This window comes from Arthrobacter sp. EM1 (assembly GCF_029964055.1).
Taxonomy (GTDB): domain Bacteria; phylum Actinomycetota; class Actinomycetes; order Actinomycetales; family Micrococcaceae; genus Arthrobacter.
In genome coordinates, this window is sequence record NZ_CP124836.1 from 3,820,544 (window position 1) to 3,835,510 (window position 14,967).

Annotated in this window: 21 protein-coding genes and 2 pseudogenes; 8 read left to right on the forward strand and 15 right to left on the reverse strand. The window is 63.0% G+C overall.

Going from position 1 to position 14,967, the window contains the following annotated elements; translation table 11 throughout:
* Positions 1-25: 25 nt before the first annotated feature.
* The 3 genes from QI450_RS17730 to QI450_RS17740 are packed head-to-tail and all read right to left on the reverse strand — an operon-like array spanning position 26 to position 1,206.
* Entirely contained in the window at positions 26-235 is a 210-nt protein-coding gene (locus QI450_RS17730; protein WP_226774671.1) for a hypothetical protein, read from the reverse strand.
* Positions 225-434: a hypothetical protein gene (locus QI450_RS17735; protein WP_226774670.1), complete on the reverse strand. Its 210-nt coding sequence runs from the start codon at positions 432-434 to the stop codon at positions 225-227. The genes QI450_RS17730 and QI450_RS17735 overlap by 11 nt, the downstream gene beginning before the upstream one ends.
* Before the next feature lie 43 nt (positions 435-477).
* On the reverse strand, positions 478-1,206 hold the full coding sequence (locus QI450_RS17740; RefSeq protein ID WP_348994517.1) for a PepSY domain-containing protein: 729 nt from the start codon (positions 1,204-1,206) through the stop codon (positions 478-480).
* A 32-nt stretch (positions 1,207-1,238) separates the two neighbouring features.
* On the opposite strand from QI450_RS17740, the gene QI450_RS17745 reads away from it, so the two are divergent.
* A complete protein-coding gene (locus tag QI450_RS17745; RefSeq protein ID WP_226774668.1) occupies positions 1,239-1,466 on the forward strand; it encodes a hypothetical protein in 228 nt (75 codons plus the stop codon).
* 133 nt (positions 1,467-1,599) lie between these two features.
* On the opposite strand, the gene QI450_RS17750 is transcribed toward QI450_RS17745, so the two are convergent.
* The 3 genes from QI450_RS17750 to QI450_RS17760 all read right to left on the reverse strand — a co-directional run bounded on the left by QI450_RS17750 (position 1,600) and on the right by QI450_RS17760 (position 2,906).
* A complete protein-coding gene (locus QI450_RS17750; RefSeq protein WP_226774667.1) occupies positions 1,600-1,746 on the reverse strand; it encodes a hypothetical protein in 147 nt (48 codons plus the stop codon).
* 262 nt (positions 1,747-2,008) lie between these two features.
* A complete protein-coding gene (locus QI450_RS17755; RefSeq protein WP_226774666.1) occupies positions 2,009-2,305 on the reverse strand; it encodes a DUF4190 domain-containing protein in 297 nt (98 codons plus the stop codon).
* A gap of 202 nt (positions 2,306-2,507) precedes the next feature.
* Positions 2,508-2,906 carry a hypothetical protein gene (locus QI450_RS17760; protein WP_226774665.1) on the reverse strand — a complete coding sequence of 133 codons (399 nt, stop codon included), beginning with the start codon at positions 2,904-2,906 and terminating at the stop codon, positions 2,508-2,510.
* Positions 2,907-3,129: 223 nt separating this feature from the next.
* On the opposite strand from QI450_RS17760, the gene QI450_RS17765 reads away from it, so the two are divergent.
* Entirely contained in the window at positions 3,130-3,705 is a 576-nt protein-coding gene (locus QI450_RS17765; protein ID WP_226774664.1) for a GrpB family protein, read from the forward strand.
* On the forward strand, positions 3,702-4,151 hold the full coding sequence (locus tag QI450_RS17770) for a VOC family protein (RefSeq protein WP_226774663.1): 450 nt from the start codon (positions 3,702-3,704) through the stop codon (positions 4,149-4,151). The genes QI450_RS17765 and QI450_RS17770 overlap by 4 nt, the downstream gene beginning before the upstream one ends.
* Before the next feature lie 33 nt (positions 4,152-4,184).
* Here QI450_RS17770 and QI450_RS17775 read toward each other — a convergent pair whose 3' ends face one another.
* The 4 genes from QI450_RS17775 to QI450_RS17790 all read right to left on the reverse strand — a co-directional run bounded on the left by QI450_RS17775 (position 4,185) and on the right by QI450_RS17790 (position 8,294).
* Positions 4,185-5,144 (reverse strand): alpha/beta hydrolase, encoded by a 960-nt coding sequence (locus QI450_RS17775; RefSeq protein ID WP_226774662.1) that lies wholly within the window; start codon positions 5,142-5,144, stop codon positions 4,185-4,187.
* Between the two features lie 229 nt (positions 5,145-5,373).
* The gene (locus tag QI450_RS17780; RefSeq protein ID WP_226774661.1) at positions 5,374-6,132 is read right to left on the reverse strand and encodes a phosphotransferase; all 759 of its coding nucleotides are present in this window, start codon (positions 6,130-6,132) and stop codon (positions 5,374-5,376) included.
* 2 nt (positions 6,133-6,134) lie between these two features.
* Positions 6,135-6,734, reverse strand: a complete 600-nt coding sequence (locus tag QI450_RS17785; RefSeq protein ID WP_226774660.1) for an AAA family ATPase — start codon at positions 6,732-6,734, stop codon at positions 6,135-6,137.
* 81 nt (positions 6,735-6,815) lie between these two features.
* Positions 6,816-8,294, reverse strand: a complete 1,479-nt coding sequence (locus QI450_RS17790; RefSeq protein ID WP_309485690.1) for an MFS transporter — start codon at positions 8,292-8,294, stop codon at positions 6,816-6,818.
* A gap of 139 nt (positions 8,295-8,433) precedes the next feature.
* On the opposite strand from QI450_RS17790, the gene QI450_RS17795 reads away from it, so the two are divergent.
* Positions 8,434-9,294 carry a helix-turn-helix transcriptional regulator gene (locus QI450_RS17795; RefSeq protein ID WP_226774659.1) on the forward strand — a complete coding sequence of 287 codons (861 nt, stop codon included), beginning with the start codon at positions 8,434-8,436 and terminating at the stop codon, positions 9,292-9,294.
* A gap of 78 nt (positions 9,295-9,372) precedes the next feature.
* Complete coding sequence (locus QI450_RS17800) at positions 9,373-9,780, forward strand: Rid family hydrolase (RefSeq protein ID WP_226774658.1); 408 nt, start codon at positions 9,373-9,375, stop codon at positions 9,778-9,780.
* A gap of 262 nt (positions 9,781-10,042) precedes the next feature.
* Here the strand turns inward: QI450_RS17800 and QI450_RS17805 are convergent, their stop codons facing one another.
* The 3 genes from QI450_RS17805 to QI450_RS17815 form a co-directional block, all read right to left on the reverse strand.
* Complete coding sequence (locus QI450_RS17805; RefSeq protein WP_226774657.1) at positions 10,043-10,639, reverse strand: cysteine hydrolase family protein; 597 nt, start codon at positions 10,637-10,639, stop codon at positions 10,043-10,045.
* Between the two features lie 61 nt (positions 10,640-10,700).
* Positions 10,701-11,015, reverse strand: coding sequence for a hypothetical protein (locus tag QI450_RS17810; RefSeq protein WP_226774656.1), 315 nt, complete (start codon positions 11,013-11,015; stop codon positions 10,701-10,703).
* A gap of 126 nt (positions 11,016-11,141) precedes the next feature.
* Positions 11,142-11,600: a VOC family protein gene (locus QI450_RS17815; RefSeq protein ID WP_226774655.1), complete on the reverse strand. Its 459-nt coding sequence runs from the start codon at positions 11,598-11,600 to the stop codon at positions 11,142-11,144.
* Positions 11,601-11,645: 45 nt separating this feature from the next.
* Here QI450_RS17815 and QI450_RS17820 point away from each other — a divergent pair, with 45 nt between their 5' ends.
* The 3 genes from QI450_RS17820 to QI450_RS17830 all read left to right on the forward strand — a co-directional run bounded on the left by QI450_RS17820 (position 11,646) and on the right by QI450_RS17830 (position 13,546).
* Positions 11,646-11,981: a MerR family transcriptional regulator gene (locus QI450_RS17820; protein ID WP_226774654.1), complete on the forward strand. Its 336-nt coding sequence runs from the start codon at positions 11,646-11,648 to the stop codon at positions 11,979-11,981.
* A 231-nt stretch (positions 11,982-12,212) separates the two neighbouring features.
* Positions 12,213-13,103 (forward strand): GDSL-type esterase/lipase family protein, encoded by an 891-nt coding sequence (locus QI450_RS17825; RefSeq protein ID WP_226774697.1) that lies wholly within the window; start codon positions 12,213-12,215, stop codon positions 13,101-13,103.
* Between the two features lie 170 nt (positions 13,104-13,273).
* Positions 13,274-13,546 (forward strand): hypothetical protein, encoded by a 273-nt coding sequence (locus QI450_RS17830; protein ID WP_226774653.1) that lies wholly within the window; start codon positions 13,274-13,276, stop codon positions 13,544-13,546.
* A 102-nt stretch (positions 13,547-13,648) separates the two neighbouring features.
* Here QI450_RS17830 and QI450_RS17835 read toward each other — a convergent pair.
* Together QI450_RS17835 and QI450_RS17840 are read right to left on the reverse strand one after the other, a co-directional pair.
* Positions 13,649-13,819, reverse strand: a pseudogene (locus QI450_RS17835) (ATP-binding protein); the annotation flags it as partial.
* Positions 13,820-14,259: 440 nt separating this feature from the next.
* Positions 14,260-14,561, reverse strand: a pseudogene (locus QI450_RS17840) (recombinase family protein); the annotation flags it as partial.
* Between the last annotated feature and the right edge of the window lie 406 nt (positions 14,562-14,967).

Here is a 14,967-nt window from a genome sequence, read left to right on the forward strand (position 1 = left end):
AGAAGTGCCCATCGTCCTGCGGCCATCATTTCCCCTGTTCGGTGGATTGGTGGAGCGTGCGGGGTGTGCGGGACTTCGCATCGTGCCTGCGAAAGATCAGAGCGACCACCAGCATTGCTACGACGCCGATCAGCACGGACGGCACGAAGCCGATGGAACGCCAAAAGAGAGCGAACGGCAGGAACCCGGCCGTGTAGACGGCCAAGTTACGGAGCGCTCGGGTCCTAGTGGTCATCGGCTGAGGCCATGGAGTGCTCGCGTTTCGCGGGTCGGCTGCCGATGAAGTGCTTGAGGATCAGTGCCAGGCCGATCGGCACGAAGATGATGCCCGTGACCAGGCGGAGAGTGTCCACCGGCGCCCACGTCAGAAGGATTGCCGCCCAGAGCAGGAAAAACACTCCAGCAATGAGCGCCGGCAGTGCGGAACTGCTCATTGATTTCTCCCTCGGTGCGGAGCCCGGACCGGGCTTTGCGGAGTCAGACCGACCTTGTGACATGCCGCGAGCCTACCCACGTGGGCATCGAACGCAAGTCACAGCTAAGGTTCCCCGCCAGACGACAGGATTGATCTGATTTCTTGCGCGTAAGCAGCAATAAGCCGGCGCCGCCCGAGCATCGAAGGCACCATCTCTCGTCACGCAGGCGTCCCGTGGAGGGATCCCTTTTGGACAGTGCCGCAGACGGTTCGCATCGTGCGTCACCCGACTCGAAGACGGCTACGGCTGCGGTCAGCGGCCCCGAGGCGGTGCGAAGGAAGCGGCGGGCCCGGGGCGGTCCGATGGCCCAGGACGTACCGCGGATGGGACGGCGCTTCCACCACATGAAGTATCCGCCGATGGCGCTTCCGGCGAGACCGAGCGCAATCGCAGGAAGAACGATCGGGTTGGCGAGACCGAAGAGAACGCCCGTGTGCGCGTCGATGCCCCAGCGCGTGAGTTTCGCTGCGACGTTGAAATCGTTGAAGACGAGTCGCCCGCTCACCATCACGGTGGCAGGGTCGACCGCGACCGCGTCAGCCTGGGTCACGGTCCAGGCTTTGCCCTCCTTCGCGGGCGGCTTAATTTCTACCTTTCCGGCATCGATCACCGGTTCCGTCCATGCCGCGGCAAGACCGTGGTCACACAGGGTCCGATCCGACCCCACCGGCCGGGGGCGGTAGCATCGGGAAAATGACCAGTGGGTAATGATTGGCTCGTAAGGATCCACCAGTCGCGCGGGATAGAGAGGACAATCAAGCCATGGACACAACTCAGACAGCAATCGCGGCCTTCGTTATCACGGCTTTGATCGCAACGGCCATCTACTTCCTCGTCATCAAACGCAAGAAGGCGGGCGCTGGTAACAAGCACCCTCACTTCGAGCCACGTGCCACCCGAGATCGCGAGCTGGGCAATGACGGCCGCAATTACCCGAACGCCACCCGGGTCAACGGTGGCTACAATGGCGGCGGCGGTCTCCCAGGCTGAAAGACGTGGGGGCGGGTGCCACCCACGGTCTAGCGCCCCTTGTCCGCTGGGCGTGCATCCGGGCCTTCTTCGGGACAGACTTGAGCATCCGCGACGCCTGTACCTCGAACGGTGCAAGCGCGAAAGCCGGGCGTTACTCGAACCCGGCAAGCACCCACAGCACCACGACGAGGGAGCGGCCGTCGCCGCCGCCGCCGAGGTCGACGGTGCCGGCCATGTCCTCGTCGACCTCCAGGTAATCCCCGTCCGGTGGCTTTCCACTTTCGCAACGGGTGCCCATTTCGAGGGTTCTTAGCAGACCGACCCTGGCGCTCCGAGGAAAAAGCATCCCTGGAGTCCCCGGTCATGCAGTCAGTCACTCCCGCCATCCAACGGGATCTCGAGGCCATGGAGAACGCGCGCCCGTGGCCGGTGCTTCGTCAGAGAGCCGAACTGGAAGGCAGAAATTGGGCGTCCACGGTGCTGCAGTGCATCGGATTATCCGCCCGCTCAAGGATCCTTTACCGTGCACTCATCAGGCCGGACTTTTGTCGGGATGGACGCTAGCTAACGAGCTGCTGGAGCGCGCCGGGAATGAACATTAACGTATTGATCAACGCGAACGTGGCGATGCCGTAACCGATGGCCAGGGCAACAATGGCCAGACCACGGCCGCGTTCTCCCTTCAACCTAATCTGGCTGAGGGCCATGTGTCCGGACCCCACCGCAAAGACAGCAACAACTGCGGCGCCAAAGATCCAGACGCCGGAGGCAGCGATTACGGCGAAGATGATGGCTGCGACGGACAGCCGGTTCAGTCGAGTAGTCGACGTTTTGGCCGGCACTATTGGCGTACTCATATCGGTTCCCCAAACCTCGTTGTTCAAGCGAGTCTAGTTGGCCCCTCCAATACCTCGAGCGGATCCGTAGGCCAGGCGCTCGGAACTCATATGGCGTTGCTTCGATCAACAGAACCCCGCGTGCCCTATGCGCCACGGTCAAAACGACCGATTTTTGAGGCTGTTCCCGGCAGGCCGGCAGAACCGGGTGGGAACGGTAAGGCTACGGGAGGTAGCTGAGCTGTGGGTTGTTCAGAGGAGCCACGGCGATACAGATCAGCAGGACCGCAGCGAGCCATAGCATCCAGCCGCGGTCGAACCAGGCCCCCGAAGCCAGTCTGATCCCGTTGAAGACCAGGATGGGCAGGGCTACAAGCTGGGCGAGGGTGATAGTCATTTCAAACTGCCGCCACACCGACGTAGAGGCGCAGGAGGCCGACCGGTATTCGCCATCGCAGGCAATTCCGGACCAGCTCTGCGCTCCGGCGATCGATAGGAAGGTGCCAGCGTAGGCGCCCCAACCGAGGACGAGGATCGCTGCCACGGCCGCCCCCGCGAGGACATTCCTCCTGCGGCTGCCCGGTATCAAATTGGAAATTGGCTCGCGTGTCGTTTCCCCCATAGTTCCACCCTAGATGCATCGGAAGCAGGTGCGTCGTCGGTCTCACTGCGCCCATGCGCCAGAACAGTCGCCGGTCAAAAAGGACCGTTATCGAAATTCTGGTGCTGCAAAACTGGTGGCTGATGAGTTTTGACTGATGTGGGTCGAAACCGGAGCGAGATTGGGTTGTCGTTTTCACAATTGTGGGGGAGCGGGAGCTGCCGCGGAGTGCGAGGATTGATCGATGAAATCTGAAGCAGATGCGCGCCTGGACGCCGTCTTGATAGGTGGCCGCGAAGCGCGAGCCATCGTCATCGTGGACTACGACCCTTCCTGGCCCGAACGCTTCGAAGCTCTCGCCCAAACCATCCGGGATGCTGCCGGGGAGAAGGCGGTGTCCGTAGAACATATTGGCTCTACAGCGGTTCCGGGCTTATCGGCCAAGCCCATCATCGACGTCCTCCTGACCGTCATGGACGTTGAGGACGAGTCAGGATATATTCCGGCTCTGGAAGACGCCGGTTTTGTTCTCCGAGTCCGCGAGGAAGGGCACCGCATGCTCAGGACGCCTGCCAAAGATGTTCACGTCCATGTATTTAACCCTGAGGACGAGGCCGTCTCGAAGTACAGAGACCTGCGCGATTGGCTTCGGGTCGATGAAACCGACCGTACCCTGTATGCCTATACGAAGAAGTTGCTGGCACGACAACGATGGTCCGATATGAATGACTACGCGGATGCGAAGACCGACGTCATCTCGCAAATCCTCGCGCACGCCACGGTCTGGCGCGCGAACCGTTCCGAGAGTAGCCGCGTATGACCACGGCAACCGCTGCACCCGACCCCGTCCTGGTGCCGGAACTTCTCATCACGGATCTCGACAAGAGCCTGGATTTCTGGTGCGGGCTATGCGGGTTCGCGGTGCTCTATCACCGGATGAACGAGGGTTTTGCCTATATCGCCATAGGCTCGGCGCACGTCATGCTGGAGCAGGTCGGAATGGGTCGAAACTGGATCACCGGGCCTCTTGAACGTCCGCTGGGGCGCGGGGTCAACTTTCAGGTTTCGGTTCCGTCGATCGAGCCGATTGTGAAGGCCCTCGATGCCGGAGGATGGCCGCTCTTCATGGCACCGGAGACCAAGTGGTACAGAACCGGCGAGCACGAAGCCGGCGTCACACAGTTTCTGGTGGCAGATCCCGACGGGTACTTGATTCGGTTCCAGGCGTCTCTGGGACAAAGACTCGCCTTTCACGAGAAGGCATGAGGATCCACAGGATCGGAATCCGCTGGGCGTGAGTCAGTTGCTGTTGTTGTCGACTGCGGCGGACGTGTTTTTGTGAATGAAGGCGTGAACCATGGGGATGAAGCCCGGTGCCAGTTGCGACGCTCTGTCTTTTGTCGGATCGGGGTCTTCTATGAACAGGCCGTGTCCGGCGCCAGGGAACACGGCTATGCCGTGGGGATTGCCTGGCAGTGGCCGGAGCAGTGACGAGAAGGCTGCCAGGCTTTCGGGGACTGGAACCATTGCGTCGGATGCTCCCAGCAGTGCCAGCACCGGGCACTGGACCCTGGGCAGGATCTGTGCGGGGTCAAAGTCGAGAACCTGCCGGAGGAATCCCAGCATCTCAACAGTGTCGAAGTAACGCGTCGCGATTTCGTACCAGGTTCTGCCGCTGAAGGTTTCTTGACGGGTCAGGACCTCCCCGGGGGCCTGCCCGGAAAGCAGCCGGTCTGCCCGGTCATCGAGCCACCGTCCGGCTTCCGCTAAGGAGATGTCATCCTGTCCGTCCTGGCGGAGGTTGTTCAGGATTCGGAAGCGGTCCTGGAACGCGGGCGAGACACCGGGCCCGGAGTTGGAGATGACGAACTGGATCCGGGCATCGAGGGCCGCTGCGATCAGCGCCACCCACCCGCCCTGGCTCACTCCGTAGAAGCCGCACCCGACGCCTGCTACCGCTGGGTGGGACCTCAGCAGCGCCGCTGCCGCAAGGGATTCGTCCGCCCGGGCAGTCAGGGATTGTGTCCTCCAGTCACCGGAGGAATTGCCGCACCCGGGTTTGTCGTGTGTGAGGACCACTGTTCCGCACGAGACGAGCAGATCAACGGCACCACCCCAGCCATCGGCTGTGCCGTCTCCGGAGCCGTCCACCAGGACCAGTCCCGGCTGGGGGAGGGGTGAAGGACGGTAGTGAATCAGGGCGTTGAGGTCGCCGGCGGCGGTGCTGACTCGGGCGCTCTCCCTGACTATTGGTTCCATAGCCCGGACTGTACATCACCAGATGGGCTCGTCCATATGCTCGGCGACGAAGGCCTGCCGTGATGAAGTTCAGTCGATCGAACCTGTTAGTTCCCAGACTCGTCGGAGTTGCGGCGCAAGGCCAGTGCCATCAGCACTTCGTCTCTGTCTCCCGCGGTCAACCGGAGGGCGGTCGCCGGGTCTCGTGCCACGCGCAAGGCGCGAAGAAGCCCTCCGGTACGCCGATCCGTTAACGTGTTGATGGGAGGAGCGCTTCGACCCAGATGCGTTGGTGCTGTTTTGCGTATTGAGTTGCGGTTCTCCAGTGGTCGCCGTGCCCATTGGCATACATGGTCCCCCACGGTTCCTGACCTGTCTCGTGAGAAGACCTGAGAAGGTTGTGCATGGCTGCGGCGCGGCGATACATTGCGGCGGGGAGGCCGGCGCGCAGGCCAGGGTCTGCTGCATAGCCATCGACGAATGCTGCGAGATTTTGTGCCGCTTCCTTGGGAGCCTGCTGGGTGTTGGAGAGCGTGAAGGCTTGGGCGGCGTAGGCAAGGTCCCATAGCCGGGTGCTCGGCGCGGCAGCGTCCCAGTCGATAAATGCCCATCGTTCACCGATGATGAGGTTCCACGGCGCGAGGTCGTTGTGGCAGATTAGCTCTTCGCCGGGACTGGGAATCGCCGTGATCCACGACGCGCCAGGGTCTGGGGTGAATGCTTCGCTTGCGTCGTGGATGGCCCGCACCATCGCTCCGACCCTGCCGAGTTCTGCATGGGTGAGTGGATCCGAATCGAGGGCAAGCCGGCCTGGAATGAATTCCGTGACCTGCCTGCCTTGGGCATCTTGGCCGAGGGCAGCGGGGACATCGACCCCGGCCGCCCGGACTGCTGTCATGAAGGCCAGGACATGAGGGGTCGCCTCGGTCCACGGTTTACGGACGGTTGACCCCACACGCACGACGACGCCGCTGGCGTTGCCTCCGCTGAGTATTTGCTCGTCTGTCACAGCTAAAGACTAGTTTTCGACAGGCGGGTTTCCGGAAGCTGACCGTCGTCGGGCAGGCTGCCGGGTGGTGTGTGCCGTTGGCGGCTAAGGACTGAATCCGCGATCCGTTGCGCAGCTTGGTCCGCCGTGATGTGCGTGGTGTCGATGACCTCGGCTTCATGGTGCAGCCAAGTATGAGCTGCCTCGGCGTACGGTTCCAGGTACGCGAAGCGGAACGTCGAAGGGGCAAGGTCCTTATCGTTCTGTATTCGGTCGCGGAGCGTTGCCTGGTCGGCGTGGAGAACAAAATGCTGGATCGGTATGCCGTGAGCGCTCAGCCCCTCGCTGATCTCCCGCCAGTAGGTCTCCACCAAGACCGTCATCGGCATCACGAGCGTTCCGCCGGTGTACTCGAGCACACGCCTGGCGGTTTCGACAACGAGCGTCCGCCACGGGTCCCAGTGCTGGAAGTTATCCGTCGCCGGAAGCCCGGGTTTGATGTCCATGAGTACCTCACCGACCTTTTCAGCGTCGAAGACGCGGGATCCGGGCAGCAACTGCTGCACGAGCGCGCTCGTCGTTGTTTTACCCGCCCCGTGGGTGCCGTTGAGCCAGATAATCATGGACCGAAGCCTAGCGCCAAAAGACGTTTGCTTCCCCGCCCGGCCGGCAGCCCGGGAGGGTCTCTTGGCGGAGGACTGGGTCTAGTTTGCTTCTGCCGGGACTGCAGGACGCATGCGCAGAAGGAGTCCGACGAGTAGTGCTGTGGCGAGGCAGAGGCCGGCGTTGATGCCGATGGCCGGTAATACGGCGTCCAGGACCTGCTGCGGGGCGTTGTCGCTGCCGTGCCGGAGTAGGGACGCGGCGATGATGGTGCTCATGACCGGGATGCCCATGGTGATGCCGACCTGCTGGCTCATGGTCGTCAGCCCGGTGGCGAGGCCCTGTTCGGTGTCCGGCAGCCCGGTGGTGGCGGTGACCATGAAACCGACGATAGCGGCGAGGTTGGCGACGCCGCCGATGAAGGTTCCGATCAGCACGATGATCAGGGATCCTTGGCTGGTGTTGATGAGGAGCAGGGATCCGGTGGCGGCGGCCTGGATGGTGAGGCCGAGGATGATGGTGTTTTTGTTGCCGAGCCTGCCGATGAGCTTCGGCGCGATCAGGCCCCCGACGATGGTGCCGGCGCCGAGCACGGCGAAGGACAGGCCGGCCCCGAGCGGGGTGTAGCCGAGGACCTGCTGGAGGTAGAGGGTGAGGACGAAGACCAGGGAGGTTTCGGTGGCGAACGCGAGGATTCCGGCGATGTTGCCCCAGGCGATGTTGTTTCGGCGCAGGATACTCACGGGGACGAGGGCATGGGCGGTGTTCTTTTCGATGAAGAAGAACACGATGAACAATGCCGCGCCTGCGGTCAGGGTGCCCCACGCCAGTGGGTCGTCCCAGCCCTTCTCGCCGGCCGTGGTCAGGCCGAAGACGAGTGCGAGCAGGGCAATGGTGACGGTGACGGCGCCTGGGACATCGAGCTTCGTCCTGTTCCCCCGGGCGGATTCGGTCAGGAGTTTCGGTGCCAGGATCAGAACGAAGGCCGCGACGGGGATGTTGATGAAGAACGCCCACCGCCAGGAGAGCAGGTCGGTCAGGAGTCCGCCGAGGATCGCGCCGGTGGTGAAGCCGGCGGCCATTAGGGAGCCGTTCAGTCCCAGGGCTTTGTCCCGCAGCGGTCCCTCGGGGAAGGACGTCGTGAGCAGGGACAGGGCGGCCGGGGTGACGGCGGCGGTGGCGAGGCCCTGGGCGACACGTGCGGCCAGCAACAGGCCGGGATCGGTGGCGAGGCCGCCGAGAAGGGAACCAATCCCGAGCAGAGCCATGCCGGCGATGAAGAGGCGTTTGCGGCCGAAGAGGTCAGCGACCCGGCCGAAGAACAGGGTGAATCCTGCCGCGCAGAGCGCGAAGGACGTCGCGATCCACTGCAGGTGTTCGAGGGAGAATCCGACGTCGGCCCCGATGCGGGGGAGTGCGACGTTGAGGATGGAGAAGTCCACCGCGAGGGTGAAGCTGGCGGTCAGCAGCAGGACCATGATGAGCCGCTGCCGGCCGGTCATCCGGGGAGGCGCTGCGGGAGCTGGCGGGGCCGGTGGTGCGGTGAGCTGGGGGAGTGGTGAGGTGTCGCGGGCTGTCATGGCGGGGATGTCCGATCGCTGAAGTCTGGGATGGGTTCCCTTCCACCCTGCCGGTCCCGGGCACGGACAGCCACGCCGTGCTGTGGGTAGCACTGGCAGTGCTACCCACAGTTGGTGATGTTCGGGAATACTCACAGGTATGAATCAACCGGTAGCCATGGGCGAGTTCCTGCGCAAACGACGGGCCTCCCTGAGCCCGGGCGATGTCGGGCTCATGGACTACGGGACGCGGCGGGTGCCTGGCCTGCGGCGTGAGGAGGTGGCGATGATGGCCGGGATGAGCGTGACCTACTATGCCCGGCTGGAACAGGGCCAGCACCTGAACGCCTCCGACGCCGTCATTAACTCCCTTTCCAGGGCGCTGGCGTTGACCGACGTCGAACGCAAGCACCTCGCGGACCTCTCCGGAATCCGGCGCCGGAACGCGAAGCCTTCCCGCAGCCGCCCGGACCATGTCCGGCCCGGAACGAAACGGCTGATCGAGTCCATGCACCCGGTCCCGGCGGTGGTGCTGGGTAAACGCACGGAGGTCCTGGCCTGGAACGCCGCCGGCCACGGCCTGGTCGCCCCGCATCTGGACTTCGAATCCCCGGAAACGCCGACACAGCGGCCGAACATGACCCGGATGCTCTTCCTGGACGAAGCCACACGGAACCTGTATGCGCACTGGCGGACCGAGGCCGGCCGCGCCGTGGCCTCCCTGCGGCTCCTGTCGGGCCGGTTCGCCGACGACGCCGAGCTCGCCGCGCTGGTCGGTGAGCTGACCCTCAAAAGCCCGGAATTCGCCGTGATGTGGGCCGAACACCCGGTCGAGAACTGCATGTCCGGTAGCAAAACCCTGCACCACCCTGCGCTCGGACCGCTGGAGCTCGGGTTTGAGGTCCTGACCATGCCGGACGATTCCGGTCATCGGATCCTGACCTACACGGCCGAACCCGGCAGCGCCGAGGCCCGCGCACTGGCCCGGCTCACAGACGAACGAACTGTTTTGACGCTCTGATCAAGAGAAGCTCGCTTCGCGAGCCGACAGACGTGACCCGATGGACAGAAAAGTGGGGCAACCACAATGGAGGCAAACATGGCGCGAGTGGTCAGTCTCATTCGTTCGGACTCTCTGGCAGACGTTGCGCAGTACGCATACGCAGCAACCGCCCCCAGCGGCGCCCGCCTTATCTTCCTGGCCGGCGCATGTCCGCTGAACGCGGATGGTTCGACGGCGGGGGTAGGTGACTACACGGCCCAGGCGGAGAAGGCGATAGCGAACATGCGCCTTGCTTTGGAGGCGGCCGGTGCGGGCTTGGAGGATGTGATCAGCACTCGCGTTCTCGTCGCGTCTAACGACAGGGTCGACCTGGTGGCTGCGTGGGACGTTGTCCGCACCTCGTTCGGTGACCACGATGTTCCCAGCACCCTGATGGGAGTCACTGTTCTCGGCTACCCCGACCAGCTCGTGGAAGTCGAAGCGGTAGCCGCAGTCCTCGACTGAACGCGGCACCAGCCGGCAACGAAGCTGGGGACGCTTGCCGGGGGTGGGTGGTTGAACAAGGATCAGCCCCGCCCCGCAGGAACGAATGGCCCATCGGTGCACCAATGCGGTCTGTCTTGAGTCGAGCCACTCACCCTTCATCAGCCGGTCCGGGCAGCTCACCGAACCAATCGCTGGGATCTAGACCAAGCGCGAGAGCCGCCGACCGCGGGAGCGCCTGAGGCCCCAGGGGACGCGGAAAGGACAGTCGTGTCAGCTCCGGCTACCGGGCAGTAATCTGCGTTGCCCGTTCTAGCAGATCCGATGTGGTCACGACTGTGGCGAACTCTTCGTGGAGATTCACCCCTGTCATCCGTGACAGGTCAGCCGCGGTGACGTTTTGTCTGTCCGGGGCGGTGCGGTCGAAGGTGTGGGTCGCGTCGAGGGGGAAGTAGACCCGGTAGCCCAGATTGCCCCCGACTCGAGCCGTGGTTTCGCAGCAATGGTTGGTGGTGATTCCGCAGACGACCAGCTCCTTGATGTCGTTTTCCTGAAGCCACGCGTGTAGATCGGGGGTGCCGTGGAAGCTGGAGTTGACGTTCTTGCGCACCAGAAGATCCGGTGTGCCGGTGATGATGTCCTTGAACGCGTTGCCGGGGTTGTTCGGGTGCAGGGGGGAGGAGGGCGTGGTCGAATCGTGGCGGACGAAAACGATGGGACGGCCGGTTTCCCGCCAGCGCATCAGCAGGGCCGCGATGTTCGCCTCGCAGGAGGGGTTATCGCGAGGACCCCAGTACGCGGCGTCGTCGAAGGCCCGTTGCGCATCGATGATCACCAGTGCGGCACGGGGGTCAATGGTGGGATTTCGCGCGTGGCTCATGGATGTTCCTGTCGGGTGTTGGTTAGCGATGGGGGACTGTTTCATTCGGCCAGACGGTCTCTCAACTGTTACGTGTATGGTCCACCCGCAGCATCGTAAGGTCCTCGGCTGCGTTGATGATGACCCCACATCCGGGTTCAGTGACAGCGAAGACGGTCCCTGGCTCCAGGGCGTACCGGGCATGTCCTCCAGGAAGGGACGCCCAGCCGCGGCCGCCGATGCAATAGAGGGACGTTCCCTCCCCGGCTTCTACCCGTTTTTCGCCATCGGTTGTGGAGATGCCGAGTTCCTGTATCGCGTACCCGAACTGCTGATCCTTGGATATGACCTTGCCGGCGCCGCATGCGTCACGGTCGGCCGTTGTTGCGTGGAACATTGAATTCTCTTTTTCGATTGGGATGGGGACGCGGGGGCGGGACGTCCGCGGCTGATCTTTTATGCTCGTGCTGTCCTGGTGCGGCCTGAGCTGATCCTGGAGTGCCGTGAATCGTTGGCAGCTGCTTTAGGGGTGTTTGAACCCTGGGCGGGTGCTGCGTGTCTGGATGTCTTCCAGTTCCTGGAACAAGGTCAGCTGCAACCCCCCGGGACCGGTCAACCTGGAGTTCAATGACTTCCATGGCGTTTCGCGCGGCTCGGCAACGAGGGTGGCGCCGCCCGCGACGAGATCCTTCGTTGCCGTGGCCGAATCGTCCACTTCGAAGGCGACCCGGATTTTTGCGCTCCGTTGGCCGTCGGCCTCGATATCGTCGATCATCCGGATCTGGGCCGGGTTGGAGAGTTCGAGCGTGGCGCGACCGACCTCGAGGATGGTGACTCTGGCATCGCCGTCACCTTCAAAGGCGGCTTGTTCAGTGAGGCCCAGCACGTCTCGGTAGAACGTCACCGCGGCCTCGTAATCTTCGGCTTCGACGATGAGGCGCAGCTGGCGCACAGGGGCTGTGGTTCTCTTCTCTGTAGTCATGCTCGTACCCTAGAACCTGACACCAATGTGAGAGGCAAGGCATAGATGCGTATCGGAGAACTTTCGGCCGCGACAGGGGTCAGTGTGCGTTCACTGCGGTACTACGAGGACCAGGGCCTGCTAAGCGCGGACCGCACCGGATCAGGGCAAAGGGTCTACGGCCCGGATGCGGCGGCCCGTGTGGGGCTCATCCAGGAGCTCTTCGGAGCCGGCATATGCAGCGCAACGATGGTCGATCTGCTCCCGTGCATGAGTGATCCCGGCGTGAGGACACCCAAGCTGCGGAGCCGGTTGCTCCAGGAACGCGACCGGATCTCGGACACCATCACAAACCTCGCGACAACCCAGGCAGCCTTGGACCGGATCATCAACGAAATCTGAGTATGCCAACCTAATTGGGGACCACTGAGACGGCTTGATTCAGGACCACCCACGAGCCCACGCCCCGGAGTCGGTCCCGTCCGATGGGCCGCTCCCGGAGGACGACGGCGCTGCTAAGTTTGTCGTATCGGTGCGGCTTCCGTTCGGACGGCATCCGAGTGACGAAAATTCTGCCCAAGGAGCACCCCTCTGGTACACCCGGAACGCACTACAACCTCTGCCCCGGCCGACCTGGTCTTCTCGTTCGGCACCCTGTTGGATGAGAAGGTGCAGCAGTCGCTGTTCGGCACCCGGCTCAACACGGTCAAGGACTCCCTGATCGGGCACGGAACCACCGAGGTCGTCATCACCGACCTGGATGTGATTGCCAAGAGCGGCAAGAACGTTCACCTCGGCCTCGTCCGGCGTGAAGGTAACTCAGTATCCGGCGGCCTGCTGGCTCTAACCCCTGACCAGCTGGCCACGGCCGACGCCTACGAGGTCGGCGCCTACGCCCGCCGCCGCGTGCCCACCGGAGCCCACGGGCAGGCCTGGTGTTACGTCTCCGCCGAGCCTCTGGCCGTGGCCGAACGCATTGCCCTGATCGGCGATAGCATTGCCTACGGGCGCTGCACCCCGGAAGGCGGCTGGGCCGCCCGGGTCGCCTCGCGACACATCGCCCGCGACGAGGAGAACAACCGGTTCTTCAACCTGGCCTGGCCGGGCGCCACCATGCTCGAGGTCCTGGACGCCGCCGAGGCCGAGGTGTCCGCCCGCCGCGCCGACACGATCCTGGTGGCGGCCGGCATCAATGACCTTCTCCATGTCGAGGGACGAAGCGGGGCAAAAGTGAGCCAGGACGTAATCGCCCGGCTGGAGTCCTTCTGTGATGCCATGGAGTCCCAGGGACGGCGCGTGGTGGTGATGAGCCCGAACTGGGTAGACACCACAGTGATACCCGGCCTCCATCTGGACGAGATCCTAGACCTGCGGGAGAGCATGCGGTCCTGGTGCCAGCGGACCTTCCGGGACTTCCTGGACACCTGGAACGTCCTGGCCGACCGCCCGGCCCTGTTCAGCGACGGCATCCATCCCTCGACCGAGGGCCACCGACTGCTGGCCGAAGCTGTCGGCAGCATCTGAGCTGATCCCCGGGCCGCGTGTAGATTATCCGGGACAGCTGTCAGGGCGGTGGAAGTGCCTCTTGGCGGACGCATATGAAGATGTGCGGTCCGACCCCACCATCGCTCACTGGCGATCTTGTCAGTGGATTCAAGGTCAACGATGGACGAGATTCTTCAAGGAGGTTTGTAGTGAACCGTAGCGAACTGAAAACAGTTCTGGAGTCTGAAGGCTACAAAACAAATGCCTATGAACTTGAGGGTGGCACCCCTGACGATACGTACTGTCTAGAGGATCGCGGCCATGAATGGGCGGTCTACTATTCCGAACGCGGGTGCCGGTTTGAGGAACAGATATTCTTCACCGAGAATGACGCCTGCAAAGATTTCCTGCGGCTCATGAGGCGGACGCCGTCTGCCCGCGTGAGGAACGGGGAAGAACTACCTCGGCCGCCGATGTTCTGAACTCGGCTCTCACCGGTATTCGAAAGGTGACGCGGCCTCATGGCGCTTAGAGCTTTACTCGGCGGTCATTTCGGACTTGATGCGCCGAGCCCCTGGGGCTCACTACGGTTGGTTTGCGTGTTTGGTGGGCGATGGTGTGGGCGAGTCGGCGCCGGATTCGATGATGGAGCCGTTGAAGGTTAGCCTGTCCACGATCGCGGCGCAGAGACGAGGGTCCGTGAAGGTCTTGGTCCAGCCGGAGAAGCATTCGTTGCTTGCGATCGCGATGGAGTTCGCCGTCGCAGCGTTCGTTCCGGCGTATACCGGCGAGTAGTTGGTGGTCTTGGTTCAAGCCGTCCCACCGGTACTGAATCAAACTGCCATATTCACCCGACTCATACCCGCGATCGTATGGGCAGGTGCGGCACCTCTCCCCATCGCATGGAGACGGACCCCAGCGGGCTAAGTGACAAAAAACGATGCGAAAAGCCGCCATTTATCGCCGTGAGTCACAGCCAGGGCGTCAGGGCAGGAAACGCAGGTCAAAAACGACCGTTTCCGCTACAAGCAATCAGGCGCGTTCAAGAGTGTCGTTTTTCGGAGTCGTCTGCACAAGCACCCGTTAAAGTACGGGGTTGTGCAGACGACTCTGAACATTTAGTTGCTTGAACCCGCCTGCGCAACTCGGCGTTTTGCATCGAAGATGTCTGCACGGAACGGTTGCGGCTATTGCGTTAAGGCCTTCGCTCGGGGCTCCGACGAAATTCCACGCTAAGCGGTCCCGTGGGGTCGCCTGCGCGTTTGATGGTGCCGTAGACGGTGGAACGCGCGACCGCGAAGAGTTCGGCCAGTTCCACGGTCGTGTGGGTCGCTGCCCGGTGTACGCAGACCAGGTGCGCTTCCTGTTTTTTGAGAGCGTGGGCTGCTTCCCCCGCAGGCGGCCCTTCGCCTTGGCGACGGCCATTCCCTCACGGGTTCGTGAGCGGATCAGGTCGGCTTCGAATTCGGCGACCATGGCCAGGACGTTAAAGAGGAGCAACTCATCCGGGCGTGCGTGTTGAGCCAGATCAGGGCCACCGCTACTGTCCACCGTCGCAGGCGTCGACGGGATGGCTGGACAACAAGCCTAAGCGTGCATGCCGGAGATATTTGCGACGGCGGGGTCGACACCACGCATTACCTGGCGGACGGATGCCCACCAGGCAGTGAAACCGCTTGGTCGAGAAGTGTTCCGTGGGACGTTCCCTACGGAAATTTAGTGGGTAGTGCAGACGAGTGTGGACATTCCGTGCAGACGACTTCGGAAACTGACATTTTGTGGCTCACAACCACCTGACCGAATTGCCGCTGCCATGAGCCGGTGCAGCCGTTTCGGTGACTGCGGGATTCCTCGTGGCAGTCCCTCGTCCACACCCGCCGTGACCTTTGGCCCTAACGTGGGC